17 protein-coding genes are annotated in these 17,611 nt (G+C 66.4%); 11 read left to right on the top strand and 6 right to left on the bottom strand.

Annotated features, from left to right (window positions below):
* Window positions 1–77 precede the first annotated feature (77 nt).
* From ACFQE9_RS13960 to hpt, 3 genes are all read left to right on the top strand, one after another.
* Complete coding sequence (locus ACFQE9_RS13960) at window positions 78–716, top strand: hypothetical protein (RefSeq protein ID WP_379745977.1); 639 nt, start codon at window positions 78–80, stop codon at window positions 714–716.
* Between the two features lie 56 nt (window positions 717–772).
* Complete coding sequence (locus tag ACFQE9_RS13955) at window positions 773–1,354, top strand: DUF2238 domain-containing protein (RefSeq protein WP_379746041.1); 582 nt, start codon at window positions 773–775, stop codon at window positions 1,352–1,354.
* Between the two features lie 91 nt (window positions 1,355–1,445).
* Window positions 1,446–2,015 (top strand): hypoxanthine/guanine phosphoribosyltransferase, encoded by a 570-nt coding sequence (gene hpt / locus ACFQE9_RS13950; protein WP_379745974.1) that lies wholly within the window; start codon window positions 1,446–1,448, stop codon window positions 2,013–2,015.
* 71 nt (window positions 2,016–2,086) lie between these two features.
* Here the strand turns inward: hpt and ACFQE9_RS13945 are convergent, their stop codons facing one another.
* A complete protein-coding gene (locus tag ACFQE9_RS13945; RefSeq protein ID WP_379745971.1) occupies window positions 2,087–3,805 on the bottom strand; it encodes a sensor histidine kinase in 1,719 nt (572 codons plus the stop codon).
* A gap of 93 nt (window positions 3,806–3,898) precedes the next feature.
* Window positions 3,899–4,204, bottom strand: a complete 306-nt coding sequence (locus tag ACFQE9_RS13940) for a transcriptional regulator (protein WP_379745969.1) — start codon at window positions 4,202–4,204, stop codon at window positions 3,899–3,901.
* A 164-nt stretch (window positions 4,205–4,368) separates the two neighbouring features.
* Between ACFQE9_RS13940 and ACFQE9_RS13935 the strand changes: the two genes are divergently transcribed.
* Window positions 4,369–5,343, top strand: coding sequence for a sugar phosphate nucleotidyltransferase (locus tag ACFQE9_RS13935; RefSeq protein ID WP_379745966.1), 975 nt, complete (start codon window positions 4,369–4,371; stop codon window positions 5,341–5,343).
* Window positions 5,344–5,405: 62 nt separating this feature from the next.
* Here the strand turns inward: ACFQE9_RS13935 and ACFQE9_RS13930 are convergent, their stop codons facing one another.
* The gene (locus tag ACFQE9_RS13930) at window positions 5,406–6,128 is read right to left on the bottom strand and encodes a diphthine--ammonia ligase (RefSeq protein ID WP_379745963.1); all 723 of its coding nucleotides are present in this window, start codon (window positions 6,126–6,128) and stop codon (window positions 5,406–5,408) included.
* A 101-nt stretch (window positions 6,129–6,229) separates the two neighbouring features.
* On the opposite strand from ACFQE9_RS13930, the gene ACFQE9_RS13925 reads away from it, so the two are divergent.
* The 4 genes from ACFQE9_RS13925 (at window position 6,230) to ACFQE9_RS13910 (ending at window position 12,724) form a co-directional block, all read left to right on the top strand.
* Window positions 6,230–6,664 (top strand): universal stress protein, encoded by a 435-nt coding sequence (locus tag ACFQE9_RS13925; RefSeq protein ID WP_379745960.1) that lies wholly within the window; start codon window positions 6,230–6,232, stop codon window positions 6,662–6,664.
* Window positions 6,665–6,941: 277 nt separating this feature from the next.
* Entirely contained in the window at window positions 6,942–8,708 is a 1,767-nt protein-coding gene (locus tag ACFQE9_RS13920) for a nitrite/sulfite reductase (RefSeq protein ID WP_379745957.1), read from the top strand.
* Between the two features lie 228 nt (window positions 8,709–8,936).
* Complete coding sequence (gene nasA / locus ACFQE9_RS13915) at window positions 8,937–11,021, top strand: assimilatory nitrate reductase NasA (protein ID WP_379745954.1); 2,085 nt, start codon at window positions 8,937–8,939, stop codon at window positions 11,019–11,021.
* A gap of 389 nt (window positions 11,022–11,410) precedes the next feature.
* Window positions 11,411–12,724, top strand: coding sequence for an MFS transporter (locus tag ACFQE9_RS13910; protein ID WP_379745951.1), 1,314 nt, complete (start codon window positions 11,411–11,413; stop codon window positions 12,722–12,724).
* A 108-nt stretch (window positions 12,725–12,832) separates the two neighbouring features.
* Here ACFQE9_RS13910 and ACFQE9_RS13905 read toward each other — a convergent pair whose 3' ends face one another.
* On the bottom strand, window positions 12,833–13,399 hold the full coding sequence (locus ACFQE9_RS13905; protein WP_379745949.1) for a DUF7110 family protein: 567 nt from the start codon (window positions 13,397–13,399) through the stop codon (window positions 12,833–12,835).
* A gap of 222 nt (window positions 13,400–13,621) precedes the next feature.
* Between ACFQE9_RS13905 and ACFQE9_RS13900 the strand changes: the two genes are divergently transcribed.
* The gene (locus ACFQE9_RS13900) at window positions 13,622–14,890 is read left to right on the top strand and encodes an RNA-guided endonuclease InsQ/TnpB family protein (RefSeq protein ID WP_379745946.1); all 1,269 of its coding nucleotides are present in this window, start codon (window positions 13,622–13,624) and stop codon (window positions 14,888–14,890) included.
* Window positions 14,891–15,022: 132 nt separating this feature from the next.
* Here ACFQE9_RS13900 and ACFQE9_RS13895 read toward each other — a convergent pair whose 3' ends face one another.
* Both ACFQE9_RS13895 and gfcR read right to left on the bottom strand, forming a co-directional pair.
* Window positions 15,023–15,367, bottom strand: coding sequence for a glutaredoxin family protein (locus tag ACFQE9_RS13895; protein WP_379745943.1), 345 nt, complete (start codon window positions 15,365–15,367; stop codon window positions 15,023–15,025).
* Between the two features lie 87 nt (window positions 15,368–15,454).
* Window positions 15,455–16,099, bottom strand: a complete 645-nt coding sequence (gene gfcR, locus ACFQE9_RS13890; RefSeq protein WP_379745941.1) for a transcriptional regulator GfcR — start codon at window positions 16,097–16,099, stop codon at window positions 15,455–15,457.
* 113 nt (window positions 16,100–16,212) lie between these two features.
* On the opposite strand from gfcR, the gene ACFQE9_RS13885 reads away from it, so the two are divergent.
* Both ACFQE9_RS13885 and ACFQE9_RS13880 read left to right on the top strand, forming a co-directional pair.
* A complete protein-coding gene (locus tag ACFQE9_RS13885; protein ID WP_379745938.1) occupies window positions 16,213–17,004 on the top strand; it encodes an NRDE family protein in 792 nt (263 codons plus the stop codon).
* 177 nt (window positions 17,005–17,181) lie between these two features.
* Window positions 17,182–17,532: a helix-turn-helix transcriptional regulator gene (locus ACFQE9_RS13880; RefSeq protein WP_379745935.1), complete on the top strand. Its 351-nt coding sequence runs from the start codon at window positions 17,182–17,184 to the stop codon at window positions 17,530–17,532.
* Window positions 17,533–17,611 lie beyond the last annotated feature (79 nt).

Genomic DNA, 17,611 nt, shown 5'->3' with positions numbered 1-17,611 from the left:
GCCGTCGAACCCGATGAACCGTCGGATCGACGGATATCGAGGGGACCTTTATCCGTAATGGCGAGGAACTCACCCGCATGAGCCGCGATCGGGACGACCTGTTGGCCTCGCTGTTTCGTGACACGAGACGGAACGCCATGATCGGCTGGGCGATCCTCGCGGCGGTCGCGCTCGTGTTCGTCGAGAGCCTCCTCGACCTCGAGCCGCTGTGGGCGCTCATCTCGGCGGCGACGATGGTGGTGATGGCGCTGCCGGCGATCGCCCGCCGCGACTGGCGAGTGGTCCTCCCGTGGGAGCTGCTCCTGCTCGCGGCGCTTCCGGTCGCGACGCGGGCCGTGATCCCGGACGTGGAGATCGGGGTGTTCGCGTCGTACCTCGCGCTGGCGGCGTTCGCGCTGTTGGTCGTCGTCGAGCTCGACATGTTCACGGGCATGCGCGTCACCCACTGGTTCGCGGTCGCGCTCGTGGTGGTCACCACCCTCGCCTCGGGCGCGGTCTCGACGATCGTACGGTGGTTCCTCGATCGACGGATCGGCACGGCGTACCTGCTCGACAACGAGGCGCTCATGGTCGAGTTCGTTCGGATCGCGCTCGCCGGTCTCGCCGCCGGGTTGCTCTTCGATCTGTACTTCCGACGGCGGGACCGCGCCCTCAAGCGGAAGCTCGAGCGCGAGTTGCTCGATACCGAGGGGACGGAGGAGGTGACCGAACCGTGATCCGGCGGATCCGGCGACGTCTCGGACGCGACAGCCAGCGCCGGCTCGCGCGGGCGATGCAGGTCGTGCTCGTCGGGCTCGTCGGATACGGTCTGTGGGCCGGGGAGCCGAAGGTCGTCACGAACGGCACGGCGGGGCTCGCGATCACGTTCGCGCCCGCGGTCATCGACCGGAACTACCGCGTCGCGATCGACCCGTTTCTGGCCTTCTGGATCACCACGGCCGTCTTCTTACACACGCTCGGGTCCGCCGGGTTGTACTCCTCCGTCGGCTGGTGGGACCACCTCACCCACGCCACCTCGGCGTCGATTATCGCGGCGATCGGTTACATCCTCGTGCGGGCGATCGACGCCCACCACGACGAGATCGTCCTGCCGAGGCGGTTCTTCGTCGTCTTCGTCGTCTCGTTCGTGCTCGCGTTCGGCGTCCTCTGGGAGCTGTTCGAGTACGGCCTGGACGTCGTCGCCGCGACGACCGGGATCGAGATGCCGCTCGCCCAACACGGGCTCGACGACACGGTCAAGGACCTCGTGTTCAACTCGATCGGCGCGTTGATCGTCGGACTGTGGGGACAGGCATATCTCACCGGCGTGGGAGAACGGATCGCAGAGCGGATCGCGGACCGTGGCTCGAAGTGAGACGGAACCACGTTCGAGCCGGACCGGCGCCGGCGGGACGGCCGGCAGCCACAACCGCCAGGCTTTATCCCGCCGGGTCTGTACCGGCGACATGGATCAGTTGGAGCAGTCGCTGCTCGACGCCCCGATCATCGAGAAAGGCGAGTACGAGTACTTCGTCCATCCGATAAGCGACGGCGTTCCGATGCTGAAACCGGAGCTGCTCCGGGAGATCGTCATCCGGATCATCCGCAAGGCCGAACTCGAGAACGTCGACAAGATCGTCACCCCGGCGGCGATGGGCATCCACATCTCCACCGCGCTCTCGCTCATGACGGACATCCCGCTCGTGGTGATCCGCAAGCGCCAGTACGGGCTCGACGGGGAGGTCCCGCTGTTTCAAGAGACCGGCTACTCGGAGTCGGAGATGTACATCAACGACGTCGAGGCGGGCGACCGCGTGCTCGTGATCGACGACGTGCTCTCGACCGGGGGCACGATGAAGGCGGTCCTCGACGCGCTCACGAACGAGATCGGCGCGGACGTCGTCGACGTCGTCGCCGTCATCAAGAAGGCGGGCGAGAACGAGCTCGACGACACCGACTACAACGTGCGAACGCTGATCAACGTCACGGTGGAGGACGGCGAGGTCATCGTCGTCGACGCCCACGGCGACGGATAGCGGCGTCGACGATCACCCGCTACAACTCGTCTGTCACGTCGGCCCCGGAGCGTCAGTTCGTCCCCGGAGCGTCAGTCCGCGTTCGCAGGTTCGGTTCCGATCGGCTCGAACTCGGCCGATTCGGCGTCGATCGTCCGCACTCCTCTCACCTCGAAGCGCGCGCCGCCGCCCTCGGCGTCCGTCACCGACACCCCCCAGTCGTGCGCCTCGGCGATCTCGGAGACGATCGCGAGCCCGAATCCGGTCCCGTCCGTGATCGTCGTATGGCCGTACTCGAAGACGTCCTCGCGGTCCTCCTCGGGTATCCCCGGGCCGTCGTCGGCGACGTAGAATCCCTCGCCGCCATCGAGGTCCCCGACGGTCACGCTCACGCCCTCGCCGCCGTGTTCGACCGAATTACGAAACAGGTTCTCGAGGAGCTGTCTGAGCCGTTCCGGGTCGGCCGTGAAGGCGACGTCGCTCTCGATGGAGAGGGTGCTGTCGCCGGCGTCGATCACCTCCCAGGCCGCCTCACAGACGTCCGAGAGGCGGACCGGCTCGGTCTCGTCGATCGGCTGGCCCTGACGGGCGAGGGTCAACACGTCCGCGATCAGCTCCTCCATCCGATCGAGCGCCCGGTCCGCGGCCTCCAGATGCTCGAACGCCTCGGCGTCGTCCGGACCGACCTCGAGTGCCAGATCGAGCCGCCCCTGTGCGACGTTGAGAGGATTCCGGAGGTCGTGTGAGACGACGCTCGCGAAGCGGTCGAGCCGCTCGTTTTGTCGCTCGAGCTCCGTTCGATAGCGCTCGCGGTCCGTGACGTCCGTGATCGTGAGGAGCCGACCGAGATGTCTGGAGCCGGCGGTGAAGGGGCCGACCGAAACGTGGTAGTATCGCCGCTCCCCGTCGACCTCGACGGGGCGGACGTTCTCGTCGGTATCGATCGCATCGCCGATCGTCGGAAGCACCTCGGAGACCTCCCGGCCGATGGCGGTCGAGTCCGAAAGCGAGGGGAAGAGCCGCCTCGCGGAGACGTTGTAGTCGGTGATGCGGTCGTCATCGTCCAGAACGATCACGGGGTCGTCGGACTCGGTGGCGATGCGGGTAGCCTGAAAGCGATCGAAAAAGATGGAGGTTACCCCGACCGCGAAGACCGCGACGCCGAGCGGCTCGTAAGTCATGTCGACGACGAACGGGAGGAGGTACCCGAGGACGTCCAACACGAGCGGCAACGCGGTGAAGCCGACGAGCACGGCGAGGGGTCGCGTGTCGGCGCCGACCTGCGTGAACTGCTCGAGGAGCATGAAGATCCCGACGGTCGCGAGCGCGTAGGCCAGCCCCATTGCGATCCAGTGGCCGATGAGGTGCTGGACCCCGAGGTGGACGAACGGTCGGGTGGCGGCCTCGGTGGTGAAGTACAGTCCGTGGATCGGGTTCGTGAACTTCACGAGCATCACTCCGAGATAGACGCCGAGCGCGAGCCGTCGATAAAGCGGCTGTCTGTGGAGGGACCGACCGGTGTAGGCCGAACAGAAGTAGAGCCAGGCGCCGATGGTCGAGAACCCGGAGACGAGACCGGCGAGGTAGAAGGCGACCGCGATCGGACCGGGAGGCGCCAGCAGAAATCCGACGTGCGCGGCCGCCCAGCCGCCGCTGAGGACGAGCAGTCCAACGAGTCCCCGGCGGGTGTCCGGGTCGTCGAATCGGCGCGCTCGCGGGATGGCCGCGAAACACGCGACGGCGGCGATGCCGAACGCGAGCACGTAGAACGCGAGGACGACCCGACCCGGCAGCGGCGACTGAGCGATCACGACCGTCCGTTTCGTGCGACCCAATAAAGTCGTTTATGCCGAAACCGACTCGCGTGTACGTCGGTGGAGCCTCACGGATGCGGAACATTTGCCCTACTCGATCCGGAAGGTCGGCTCGTCGATCCGCTCGCTGCGACACTCCGGACAGCGGGACGGAAGCGTGAGCGGATCGTCGAACCCGTCGAATCCGCATTCGCGACATCGCGGCGGCGCGACCAAGAGCCGCTCTCCGCCGTCGCCGCTCGCCTCGGCGTCGTCGTCCGAGATCGAGTCGGCGACGTGCTCGAGGTGGTCGTAGACGACGGACCGGGGACGCGAAACGACCTCGGACAGTTCGCTCGCCGTGGCGTCCGTCTCGCGAAGGTGGTCGGCGATCCGCTGGCGCGTCGTGCGCTCCATGCACGCTCGTAGGTGAACGCGGTACAAACCGGCGGCGATCGCGAGTCACGGGGATGCGAACCCGGATACCGGAATCTGCATCCGAATCCCGAGGATCCGAACCCGAACACCCGGCGAGACGAGACGGAAAGAGTGATACGACCCCTCCTCGTCTGCGCGAGTATATGAAGGCGGTTGTGCTCGCGGGCGGGTACGCGACGCGGTTGTGGCCGATCACGAAGGACCGACCCAAGATGTTCCTTCCCATCGGCGAACACACGGTCATCGACGAGATATTCGCCGATCTCGAGGCCGACGACCGCATCGACGAGGTCTTCGTCTCCACGAACGAGCGGTTCGCCCCCGACTTCGAGACGTACCTCGAGGAGACCCCCTTCGAGAAGCTCACCCTCTCCATCGAGGACACCGAAAACGAGGACGAGAAGTTCGGCGTCGTCGGCGCGCTCGCCCAGCTCGTCGACCGCGAGGGCATCGACGACGACCTCGTCGTCGTCGCCGGCGACAACCTCATCAGCTTCGACATCGCCGAGTTCGTCGACTTCTTCGAGGACGCCGGCGATCCCGTGCTCGCGGCGTACGACGTCGGCTCCCGCGAGAAGGCCAAGTCCTACGGCCTCGTCGACCTCGACGGCGATCGGGTCGTCGACTTCCAGGAGAAGCCCGACGACCCCAAGAGCACGCTCGTCTCCATCGCCTGCTACGCGTTCCCCGCCGAGCGCCTCGGCGACCTGGCGACCTACCTCGAGGCGGGCGAGAACCCCGACGAACCCGGCTGGTTCATCCAGTGGTTACAGGAGCGCCGGACGGTGCGCGCGTTCACCTTCGACGGCGCCTGGTTCGACATCGGCACGCCCGAGAGCTACCTCGACGCGATCGAGTGGTCCCTCGACGGCGGCACGGTCGTCCACGACGACGCCACCGTGAGCGACTCCACCCTCGGCGAGACCGTCCACGTGATGGCCGACGCCACCGTCGAGGAGGCCACCCTCGAACGCGCCGTCGTCTTCCCCGACGCCACCGTCCGCAACGCCGAGATCCGCGGCTCGATCATCGACCGCGACACCACGATCGAGAACTTCGACCTGTCGGGCGCGCTCATCGGCGCCCACACGTCCATCACCGACGGCGGCCAGTTCTGATCGCCGACGGCCAGTTTACTCGCCGCCGTCGGCCATCGACGGGCGTCCGAGCCGGGAGGTCTCTAGGTCAACTCCGCATCGAGAACTCGGAGGTGTCCCCGCGAGCCCTCCCAGACCGGCTCGGTCTCGAGTTCGATCGCCCGGTCCATGTGCGGGCCGTCCGTGACGAACGTCTCGAACTCGCCGCCCTCGCCGAGGACGTGGACGCCGTAGTCGTCGTTGAGATCGCGGAGGTCAGAGAGCGCATTCCGATCGAGGGTGCGGCCGAGCCACGACTCGTCGAGGCCGTAGGCCGCCACCTGGACGATCGTGATCTCGAAGCCGGCGTCGATCATCGACTCCGCGAGCGCGACCGGGTCCTCCTGCCACAGCGGGGCGAAGAGATCGATCCCGAGGCGGTCACACATCCCCTCGATCCGCGAGGTCTGGAACTCGCTTTCGACCGCTCCGGCGGTGACGCCGGCGAGGTCGAACCCCGGGACGTCCAGAAGGTCACGAAGGGCCGCCTCGAGGGGCTCGATCTCGGCGTCGCCCCTGGTTCCGGCATCCGAATCGGCGGCCTCGCCGGACTCGAAGTCGGCCGGCTCGACGTCGATCGCCTCGATGCCGGCGCTCTCGGCGGCGAGCGCCGACAGCCGCGTCGCCGGGGTGTGATACATGTAGGAGTCGCCAGCCGGGTGGACGGTCAACAGCCGCGAGACGGGAAGGTCCTCCTCGAGGGCGCGATACAGCGCCCACGAGGAGTCCTTGCCGCCCGAAAAGAGGCTCACCCAATCGTCGCTCATGGATCGAGACGGGAGCCACAGCGATAAAGACGCCGCGGTCCGACCACGGCGGGGGGTACGTTGATACGCGGGGGCGTCGAAGATCGAACCGGGACAGACCGATGTACGATCACGTACTCGTGCCGACGGACGGCAGCCCGACTGTCGAAACGACCCTCGATCACGCGATCTCGATCGCCGAAGACGACGAGGCGACGGTACACGGCCTCTACGTCCTCGACAACCGGATCCTCACCGCGGCCGACAGCGACACGCGGGCGGACCTCGAGTCGTCCCTTCGCGAGGAGGGCGAGGCTGCCGTCGAGGCCGTCGCGGAGCGCGCCGACGCGGCGGGCCTCAAGGCGGTGACGGGGATCCGCACGGGGACCCCCTGGAAGGAGATCCTCGCGTACGTGGACGAGACGGACGTGGATCTGATCGTCATCGGGACGCGCGGAAAGAGCCCCCGTGAGAAGATCGTCTCGCTCGGGAGCGTCTCCGAACGCGTGGTCGACAACGCCTCGACGCCGGTCCTCGTGGTTCGCGGCGACGAGTGAACGACGTCGGTAGGGGCGCTCGATAGTAAACGGAGATCGATCTCCGAATAGATGTGAATGAACGTCCAGAAGGCACGTTTTTATTGATCGAATAGGATCCCACAGAGTCGATCGGCACACAGGACCTTATACAGATCCGGATAGACTTGAGAAACAATATACTACAACACACACCCATTGTTGTACGATCAATACATAGATAAGCCATATATGTAGACACTATTGAATCATAATCGAATAACGATGTTCAAACGGTCAGTAATTTGGGTTGGCTCGCATGGCGCATAAAAAGGAGTCGTGGAAGTCGGAGGCCTACGGGGACGAGATCAGGGAGACGATCCTGGAGTTCGCCGATCGCGGGTGGGACTCGATCCCGGAGGAGGACCGCGAGAAGTGGTTCTCGCGGTTCAAGTTCTGGGGGCTGTTCCACCACCGGGACGGCCAGGAGTCGTACTTCATGATGCGGCTGACGAACTGCGGCGGGGTCCTAGAGCCGGAACAGCTTCGCGCGATCGGCGAAGTCGCCCGTGAGTACGCCCGCGGGCCCGCGGAGAACCCCGAGTTTGGAAACGGGTGGATCGACTTCACGACCCGACAGTCGATCCAGCTCCACTGGCTCAAGCTGGAGGACGTCCCGGAGATCTGGGAGACGCTCGAGTCCGTCGGCGTGAGTTCACGGTCGGCCGGCGGGGACACGATGCGCAACATCACGGGCTGTCCGGTCGCCGGCAAGGCCGACGAGTACGTCGAGTCGCGGCCGATCCTCGAGGAGATACAGGAGACGATCCGCGGCGACGACGACCTCTCGAACATGCCGCGGAAGTTCAACATCTCCGTGACGGGCTGCAGACAGGGGTGTGCCCAGGACGCGATCAACGACGTCGGACTGGAGCCGGCCCACAAGTTCGTCGACGGCGAGGAGGTCACCGGGTTCAACGTCCGCGTCGGCGGCGGCCTCGGCGGCCGCGAGCCCCGGAACGCCCGGCCGCTCGACCTGTTCGTCCGCCCGGAGCGGGCCGTCGAGACCGTGCGGGCGTTCGTCGAACTCTACCACGAGGAGGGCAACCGGCAGAATCGATCGAAGAACCGCGCGCGGTTCTTCGTCGACGAGCGGGGAACCGACGAGATTCGCGAGGACCTCGACGATCGCCTCGAGTTCGAGTTCGAGTCCGCCGGAACCGACTTCCGCGGCGAGTACACCTACAACGCCGGACGCCCGAGCGAGCACGGCGCCCACGACCACGTCGGCGTCTACGATCAGGCCGACGGACGGAACTACGTCGGCCTCTCGGTCCCGGTGGGTCGGTTGCCCGCCGAGGACGCGATCGCGCTCGCGGAGTTGGCCGACGAGTACGGCTCCGGCGAGGTCCGGCTGAGCCGCCGACAGAACCCGCTCGTGATGGACGTCCCCGACGAGGAGCTCGACGCGCTGCTCGAAGAGCCCCTCCTCGAGACCTACACGCCGGAGCCGAACCCGTTCGTGCAGGGCGCGATGGCCTGCACCGGAACGGAGTTCTGCTCGCTCGCCCTCACGGAGACGAAGGCGCGGATGGCCCGGCTGCTCCGCTGGCTCGGGTCGAACGTCGACCTGCCCGACGATGTCGATCGGATCAAGATCCACTTTTCGGGCTGTACGGCGGACTGTGGACAGGCGATGACCGCCGACATCGGCCTCCAGGGGATGCGCGCGCGAAAGGACGGCGAGATGGTGGAGGCGATGGACGTCGGCGTCGGCGGCGGCATCGGAGAGGATCCCTCGTTCATCGAGTGGGTTCGCCAGCGGGTGCCCGCGGACGAGGTCCCCGGCTTGATCGCCAACGTGGTCGAGGCCTACGCCGCGCTGCGCTCGGAGGGACAGACCTTCCGCGAGTGGGTCGACGCGACCGGCCACGAGACGATCGTCGAGCTCGCGGAGCCCGAGGAGGTCGACGGCTACGTCGATCCGTGTCTCGCCGACGGCAAGCAGTCGTGGTACCCCTTCGTCGACGGCGAGAGCCCGGCACCGACCGCGGCCGACGGGACGCCCATCGAGGCGGGTGATTGAGCGTGTCGACGACCCGCGTGCGGGACGACACGGAGACGAGCCAGGAGGCGCGCCGGACGCCAAACCGCGAGGACGGTCCGATCCCGGCCTACGACGTCGCCCCGGAGCTGTACGAATAGTGGCGGAACGCGCCACCGCGGCGTCGGCTCGCGGGCGAGGACGGACGCGAGTGCGGATGCCGAACGACGGAACGAGCGAACGCGACCGAACGGAGGCCCCGGGGAGCCGATGAGCGACTGGGTACCGACGACGTGCATGCGGTGTGCCGTCGGCTGCGGCCACGCCCACCGTGAGGTCGACATCGGCTACGGCGTCGACGTCGCCCGCGGCGACGCCAGCCACCCGGTGAACCAGGGGCTGGCGTGCGCGCGCGGGCTCGAGGAGAGCAAGGACCCCGACGGGGAGTGGCTCACCAGACCGCTCGTCCGCAAGGACGGGGCGCTGAGACAGACTACCTGGGACGTGGCGCTCTCGCGTGCCGTCGAGGGGCTTCGGTCGGCCCACGACCGCGATCCGGACGAGGTCGCTATCCTGGGCAGCGGTCAACAGACCAACGAGGCGGCATATCTCCTCGGCAAGCTCGCGCGCGGAGGATTCGGAACGCGGCGATACGACGCCAACACGACCCTCTGTATGGCGAGCGCGGTGACCGCCTACTACGAGGCCTTCGGCAGCGACGCGCCACCGTGTACCTACGACGACATCGACGCGGCCGATCGTCACGTGATCTGGGGCGCGAACCCGGCGGTCGCACACCCGGTCATGTTTCGCTGGATCCGCCGGGCCGCCGACGCCGAGGACGTCGAGATCGTCGTCGTGGACCCGGTCCGATCGGAGACGGCCGAGAACGCCGAACGCCACGTCGCGCCCGAACCCGGCAAGGACCTCGCACTCGCGCGGGCGGTGCTCGCGCGCCTCGTCGAGACCGACCGACTCGACCGCGAGTTCATCGAGACCGCGACGGACGGGTTCGAGGACCTGGTCGCGTCGCTCCCGAACGCGGCCTCGGCCGCACGCGAGGCGGGCGTCGACGCGAACGAGGTCGAACTGCTCGCGGACGCGCTCTCGAGGCGGGCGCTCATCTACTGGGGGATGGGGGTCAACCAGCACGTCCAGGGGACGGAAACCGCGCGGGCGCTCATCGATTTGACGCTCGCGACCGGCAACGTCCGCCCGGGCGCGGGCCCGTTCTCGCTGACCGGACAGGCCAACTCGATGGGTACCCGGATCTGCTCTTCGAAGGGAAGCTGGCCGGGACAGCGCCCGTTCGAGGATCCCGACCACCGCCGAGCCGTCGCCGACCACTGGGGCGTCCCGGTCGAACGCCTTCCCGACGATTCCGGTCCGGATCCGGTGGGCATCCTGGAGGCCGAGCCCGAGTCCGTCTGGACGGTGGCCACGAACCCCGCCGCCGGGATGCCGGAGGCCGACGCCGCCCGCGAGCGGCTCGAGGACGCCTTCCTCGTGGCCCAGGACGCCTTCCACACCGAGACGACGGCGCTCGCCGACGTCGTCCTGCCGGCGGCGACGTGGGGCGAGTCGGACGGGACCACGACGAACATGGAGCGGACGATCTCCCGCGTGCGTGCGGCCACGGACGTTCCGAGGGGAGTGCGAAGCGACCTGGAGATCGTCGCGACGATCGGCTCCGCGCTGTTTCCCGACCTGATCGCCGATCGGTCACCCGACCCCGAGGCCGTCTTCGACGAGTTCGCCGAACTCACGGCCGGAACCCTCGCCGACTGCTCCGGGATCACCTACGATCGACTCGAGGAGGTTCACGCGGTCCGGTGGCCCGCGCCGGACGCCGAAAGCGCCGGCGGCTATCGCTACCACGAGGGCGACTCGTGGTCGTTCCCGACCGCGAGCGGGAACGCCATCTTCTCGACCGGACGCCAGGAGGCGCTGCCCGAACCGACCGACGAAAGCTACCCGCTGACGCTGACGACCGCCCGTGAGGCCGACGGCTACAACACCGGGATCCGCTCGCGCGGCGACGAGACGGCGAGTGAGGGTCCCTGTGCGCGCATCAACCCGGAAACCGTGGAGGCGCACGCCGATCTCGTGGGGAACGACCGCGTGGCCGTCGTCTCCCGGCGCGCGTCCGTGACGGTTCGGATCGACCCCGACGAGGGCGTCCCCGAGGGGATGGTCTGGCTCCCGATCCACCACCCTTCGACCAACCGACTGACGCTGCCCGACCGGGACCCGAACTCCGGCGAACCGCACTTCAAACAGTGTGCGGTCCGTCTCGTCGCCCCCGAGTCGTCCTCCGAAGCCGCGGTCGAAACCGCGGCGCGCGCGGACGACTGAACGGTCGATCGGCGTCAGGTGGCCCGATCGAACCACGGGCGATGGAGGCCCGATCGGACGACGATGGGGATTCGATCGAGCCATGGATGACGGACGAACGGCCGAGCGGCGGCGTCGTCCCGTCGAACGGTCGGCTCACCACGATGAGTCCGGTGAGGTGGATCGCCTCGAACGTGGCCTTAATCATGGTTATATACACCCACCACGATCAAACAGACACCGATACACCACAAGACTGGGTATTCAGTAAGGAACGACCTTATTAACCAGACATTCATGAAATGAATCGAGAGAATGTGGTCGAACATCCACACGAAGTCGGATCGCGTACACGGATCGTCGTTCGGGCGAAGAGAGGCCAAACGATCGGTCAAAACGGGAGCTGACGGATGGGCCTGATCCGGATGACGAAGTACCGGACGCTACTTTTGGCCACCGTCGGGTTCAACTTCTCGTTTCTCATCTGGTTCTCGTTCGCCCCGTTCACGGGGCCGATGGCCGAGGAGTTCGGGCTGTCGCTTGCCGAGATCGGCGTCCTCGCGAGCGCCGCGATCTGGCTCGCCCCGTTCGGTCGCATCCTGACCGGCTGGCTCTCCGATAAGTTCGGCGCGCCGTCCGTCTTCGCCATCGTCCTCGGATACGTCGGCGTCTTCTCGATCGCCAGCGCGTTCGCGGAGTCGTACTCGGTGTTCTTCCTGACGCGGCTCATCGTCGCGACCGCGGGGATCACGTTCGTCATCGGCATCCAGCACGTCTCCGAGTGGTTCGAGGAGGGCGAGTTGGGGACCGCGGAGGGCATCTACGCCGGCGTCGGGAACGCGGGCGCGGCCGGCGGGGCGTTGATCCTCCCGCGGGTGTTCACGACGGACTGGAGCGGACCGCTCTTCTCGACGAACTGGCGGGCCGCCTTCTTCTACACCGGCGTCGTCTCCATCCTCCTCGGCGTGGCCTACTACGTCCTCGGCGAGGCGGCGAAAAGCGAGGAGAAGCGTGAGGCGACCAAGCAGGGGGCCGGCTTCCGCGACTGGTTCTTCACGGCCACGCGCTACGGAACCGTCGTCCTCGCGCTCGCGTACGTGATGACGTTCGGCCTGGAGCTGTCGATGAACGGCTGGCTCGCCACCTACTACCGCGAGGGGTTCGACACCCGGAACCTCACCCTCGCCGCGACGTTCGCGGCGACGTTCTCCATCGCCGCCGGGCTGCTTCGTCCGTTCGGCGGATACGTGAGCGACCGCCTGGCTCGCACCGAGCGGAACATCCTACCGGTGTTCACGGGGCGCTACCGCGAACAGTGGACGTTCGCCTCGCTCTGTTTCGTCGTCGTGGCCATGTTCGGGATGACGCTCGCCGGGCTCAGCGGTCGAGTCCTGCTCGCCGTCGGGGCCGGATTCCTCGTGGGGATGGGCTGTGCGTTCGCCGAGGGGGCGATCTTCGCACAGGTGCCCGCGATGTTCCCGAACAGCTCGGGGTCGGTCGCCGGCGTCGTCGGGGGGATCGGCACCGTCGGCGGGATCGTCTACCCGCTCGTCTACTCCGCGCAGTTCCTGCCGAACCTCCACGTCGGCTACTCGATCGTCGCCGTGACGATGATCCCGATCGTGGGACTCACCGCCTGGGTGTTCCAACCGCGGATCGCAACGGTGGCAAACGAGAGCGGGTTCACGAACGCTCGATCGGGGGCCGCACCCGGCGACGACTGATCCCCGCCTCCGAGACGGATCCCCACCTCCAAGACGGAGCTCCGACTCCGAGCGAGAAAACGGAACGAAAAGCGTCCGGGGGCGGCTCGATCGCCGGCGAGGCCTCGATCAGTCCGAGATGAACTCGTTGTCGCGCCAGTTGACGCCGCCGTTCCCCTCGCCGTTGCCCTGCGGGCTCTCGACGACCTCGACGGTCGCGGGACGTTCCTCGCCCTCGACGATGCGTGTCGCCCGGAGGTCGCCATCGTCCTCGGTGATGGCCGTGAGCGTGCCCTTCTCCGACCGCAAGGCGATCTCACGGAGGACGAGGAACATGGGGTACTGCAGCGCCGAGTTCTGCAGGACGGTCTCGCGATCGCCTTTGAAGCAGGCGAACTCGACGAGCTCGGAGGGGATCTCCTCCTCCTCGTCCATCCACTGGGGGCCGCCCGCGCGCGGCGGCTCCTCCTCGTAGACGCGCGTCTCCGTGACGGAGGCCTTGAGTTGGGCCGTCGGCGTGTACTTGCTGATGCTCTCGTCGTCGCTTTCGGCTTTGAAGATGAGCGTGTTGTTTCGGCGTGTGATGTCCACGTCGTCGATCTCCGGCGGCAGGTCCGGATCGTTCTCGAAGTAGTCCTCTACGTCTTCGAGTGGCAGTTCGAGCGTCGAGTGAAGTCGGAACACGCGGCCTGACATGGTTGAGATGGTGGATCGTCACAGCGGCGACACTGGGACGTGATCTACCCGTCTCTAGGGGGTGGAGCCTTATGGGAGTTTCGAGGCTAAAACCCGCCCTTCAGGGCGGGAATACAGCCGATAACCCCCCACAGACCCCGTTCGACGGCACCACCAGATATTCAACGCCCAGCCGCCATATTTAATATTCAACTATCCATAAATATTTATGGACACAGTCCGATGCTGGAGACTACCCGCACCCATCGAGCGAAAATCGCCAACCACCAACAGGTGCAAGACGACCTCGACCAGTGCGGGATCTCGGCATCCAAGCTGTGGAACGTCGCCCGATATTACACGCAAGGCCGGTGGGACGACGACGGGGAAATCCCCAACGACGGCGAACTCAAATCCGAACTCAAGGAACACGAACGATACAGGGATTTACATTCTCAATCCAGTCAGCGAGTTCTCGAAGAGCTTGCTGAGTCGTTCACCAGTTGGTACAAAGCACGCCAACGAGGAGACGAAGATGCCAACCCACCTGGCTACCGCAAACACGGCGACAACCACCCACGCTCCACCGTGACGTGGAAGCAGAAGGGCATCAAACACGATTCCAAACACAATCACCTCCGCCTTTCCAAAGGCTTCAACCACAAAGCATCGCCTTCGGACTTCATCCTTGTAGAGTACGAGACGCGACCGGACGTGACCGTGGAGAACATCCAGCAAGTACGTGCCGTGTGGAACGGCGACCGTTGGGAACTCCACCTGGTCTGCAAGGTCCAGATATCCATCGAGGGCGCTCCCGGTGACAACACTGCTGGAATCGACCTCGGCATCAAGAACTACCTCGCCATCGCTTACGACGACGGGGACGCGGAGTTGTATCCGGGAAACGTTCTCAAGCAGGACAGGCACTACTTCATCCGCGAGGAGTATGACACCGAGGGCGAGAACGGCCCGTCAAACCGTTCCCTTCGCGCTCGGCAGACACTCTCGCGTCGGAAAGACCACTTTCTACACTCCCTTGCAAAGCACATCGTTGAACAGTGCATCGACCACGAGGTCGGTCGCATCGCCATCGGTGACTTGAGCAAGATTCGTGAGGACGAGAACGGCAAGTCTCGGAACTGGGGTCGACGTGGGAACAAGAAACTCCACGGATGGGAGTTCGACCGCTTCACCACGTTGCTCGAATACAAGGCGGAAGAACACGGCATCCTCGTAGACCGAAAAAGTGAGCGAGACACGAGCAAGACGTGTTCGTGCTGTGGTCGAAAGCGAGACGCCAACCGCGTGGAGCGCGGTCTGTACGTCTGTGAATCATGCGGGGCGACGATGAACGCAGACGTGAACGGTGCGGTGAACATCCGGCGAAAGATAACTCAGAATCCTCCGACGGAGGATATGAGTAACGGTCGTTTGGCACGGCCAGTAGCCTACCTGTTCAACCAACACTCTGGGTCGTTCCGCCCGAGAGAACAGGTAGGTTGCGAACCGTAATATCCCAACGCTCGGGAGTCCTCGCTCTTCAAGGCGGGGAGGATGTCAAAGGACCTACTCTTCTTCGAACGGCGTCGACGACCGTCGCCGACCGGCGAATTCACGGGGAATACGACCGATCGCCGACCGCGATCACTCGGTCGAGAGCGTCGACTCGAGCTCGCCGCGTTCCTCGAGTTCCGCAAGCACGTCGCTGCCGCCGACGAACTCGCCGTCGACGAACGTCTGCGGGATCGTCTCCCAGTCGCTGCGGTCCGAAAGCGCCTCGCGGTACTGCGGCAGCGCCGGCAGGACGTCGACCGTCTCGAACTCCGAGACGTGCGTCGAGATGAGCTGAACCGCCCGCTTCGAGTAGCCGCACTGGGGCATCAGCCGGTTGCCCTTCATGAACAGGACGACGTCGTTCTCCGCTATCGTCTCCTCGACACGCTCTTCGATCGCCGCGGCGTCGTGATCGCTTTCGGGACTGAAGGTCATGAACGCGGATACGCGTCGGGGACCGAAAGAGGTTGCGCTGTATCGAAGGTGTGCTGTATCGGAGGAGAGTGCGCCGTATCGAGGGGATCAGTCCTCGCGGTCGACGCGAACCACGTTGATGAGCGAGTACAGCGGCACGCCCTCGATCTCCTTTCGGCCCTTCTTGTCGACGAGCACACAGCAGCCGACCGGCTCGCCGCCCTGTTCGCGGATCGCCGTTATCGTCTCGGCCATCGTCGTCCCCGAGGTGACGATGTCGTCGACGACGTAACACTCGCGGTCGCGGATGCCCGCGAAGTTGCGCGAGAAGCCGCCGCCGTGGTCGGCGATGTCGCCCTCCTCCCACTGGTGTTTCGCGGGCGCGTACGCGCCGAGATCCGTATCGAGCGCGCGTGCGACGACGGTCGCCAGCGGCACGCCGGCCTTCTCCACACCGATCGTCAGATCGACGTCGTCGTCGACCTTCGAGAGCAGATCGGCCATCGCCTCGCCCGCATACGAAAGGCGCGCGGAGTCGCGACCGATCGCGGACCAGTCGACGTGGATGTCGGCGGTGGCGCCGTCACCGCTTCCGGCGGACGCCGTCGACGTGTCCGTGTCGCCGCCGGCGCGATCGACGAGCCAGCTCGCCGTCTCGCGGGAGACGTTCAGTTCGTCCGCGATCTCCCCCTTCGAGAGCCCGCGATCGGCGAGCTCCGAGGCGTTCGCGATGAGGTCATCGACGTTCTTCATGTCCGGGCGTTCGACGGCCGTTTTAATAGTCGTGTCGTCATCGGCGGGGGGTCGTTCGCGGTCGCGTCGCCATCGACGGCGGGTTTTTGCCGGTCGCGCGCGGACGGACGGGCGTGTGTACGCTCACGCTCGCCTGGAACGTCCTCCCCGGAACGCCCGTCGCGGCGGCGGCGAACCGCGACGAGGCGCTCGATCGCCCGTCCGAGCCGCCGCGCGTCCGCCCGCGTGAGGGGGACGTTCCCGGCGTCGTCGCCCCGCGGGACGTCCGCGCCGGCGGCACCTGGGTCGGATGTACGGACGAGGGGCTCTACGTGACGATCACGAACCGGTGGCTCGACGCGGAGATCGACGGCGACCGGTCGCGAGGGCTGCTCGTCGACGAGTGTCTGCGTCGGTCCTCCCCACGGGCAGCGGCGGAGTACGTGAGAGGGGAACTCGCGGAGCGCGCCTACGCCGGGTTCTTCCTGATCCTGGCGGACCGCACGGACGCGTTCCTCCTCGCATACGACGGGGAGCTGGAGACGGTTCGGCTGGATCCGGGCGTCCATGTGGTCTCGAACGTGGGCGGAATCCTGGCCGGGACGCCCCGGTTTTCGATCCCGGACCGCAGACGGGAGCCGGGAGTGCGACGACGCGAGAGCGCGGTTCGACTCTTCGAGCACCTTCGCCTGGATAGCCACGACGGCGGCGCGAACGACGCGGACGCCGAGGCGTGGACGCGGCGCGCGCGGGAGGCCCTCGCCGACCACGACTTCGGAGCCTGCGTGCACGGGGACGGGTACGGAACGCGGTCCGGAACGGTCGTTCGCGTCGGCACGGGGATCGACGTCGAGTACGCGGACGGGCCGCCCTGCAGGACGGAGTACGAGCCGATCGAGATCCCCGACTCGTGGCCGCGGCCGTAGCGCACCGGCGGGTCGAGACCGGAAATAGGAGGGCGAAAACGAACGGGAGGACGGGACGGGCTGGAGACCGAGACGAGCTGGAGACGGAGACGAGCGGGAGGCAGGGAGGAGCGAGAGGACCAGGACGGCGACGCGCGGAAGGTCACTTTTAAGCGAGTCGCGGGCCCCAGGTAGGGTATGAGCGCGTCCGAACTCGAGGCCGACCTCTCGGAGGACCAACGCGCCGGGCTCGACCTCATCCGGGAGACCGGCGGGATCCACCAAAGCGACTTCTGGAAGGAACTCGACGTCTCCTCCAGAAAGGGGAGCCGGATCGCGGAGGCGCTCTCGGAGGCCGGACTCATCGAGCGCGAGTCGACCGTCTACGACGGACACAACACCTACTTCCTCGAACCCACCGCCCGCGATCTGGACTTCTCGTTGTTGATGGCCGGCGACATGCTCTCGCCGTTCATCGGCGAGGAGGAGATCGACCCGCAGTCGGACGCCTTCTCGCAGTGGCTGATGAACCTGGCCTACGAGGAGTGACGGGCGGCCTCGCCCGACCCTCGAACGAGTCGATCGAGTGACTCCAGTCAGTCGGTCGTCTTCCACCAATCGGTCGTCC

This window comes from Halopenitus salinus, from assembly GCF_042662125.1.
In the GTDB taxonomy this organism is placed as follows: domain Archaea; phylum Halobacteriota; class Halobacteria; order Halobacteriales; family Haloferacaceae; genus Halopenitus; species Halopenitus salinus.
The sequence above is the reverse complement of the archived record's forward strand: the minus strand, read 5'-3'. Positions and strand labels throughout refer to the sequence as shown.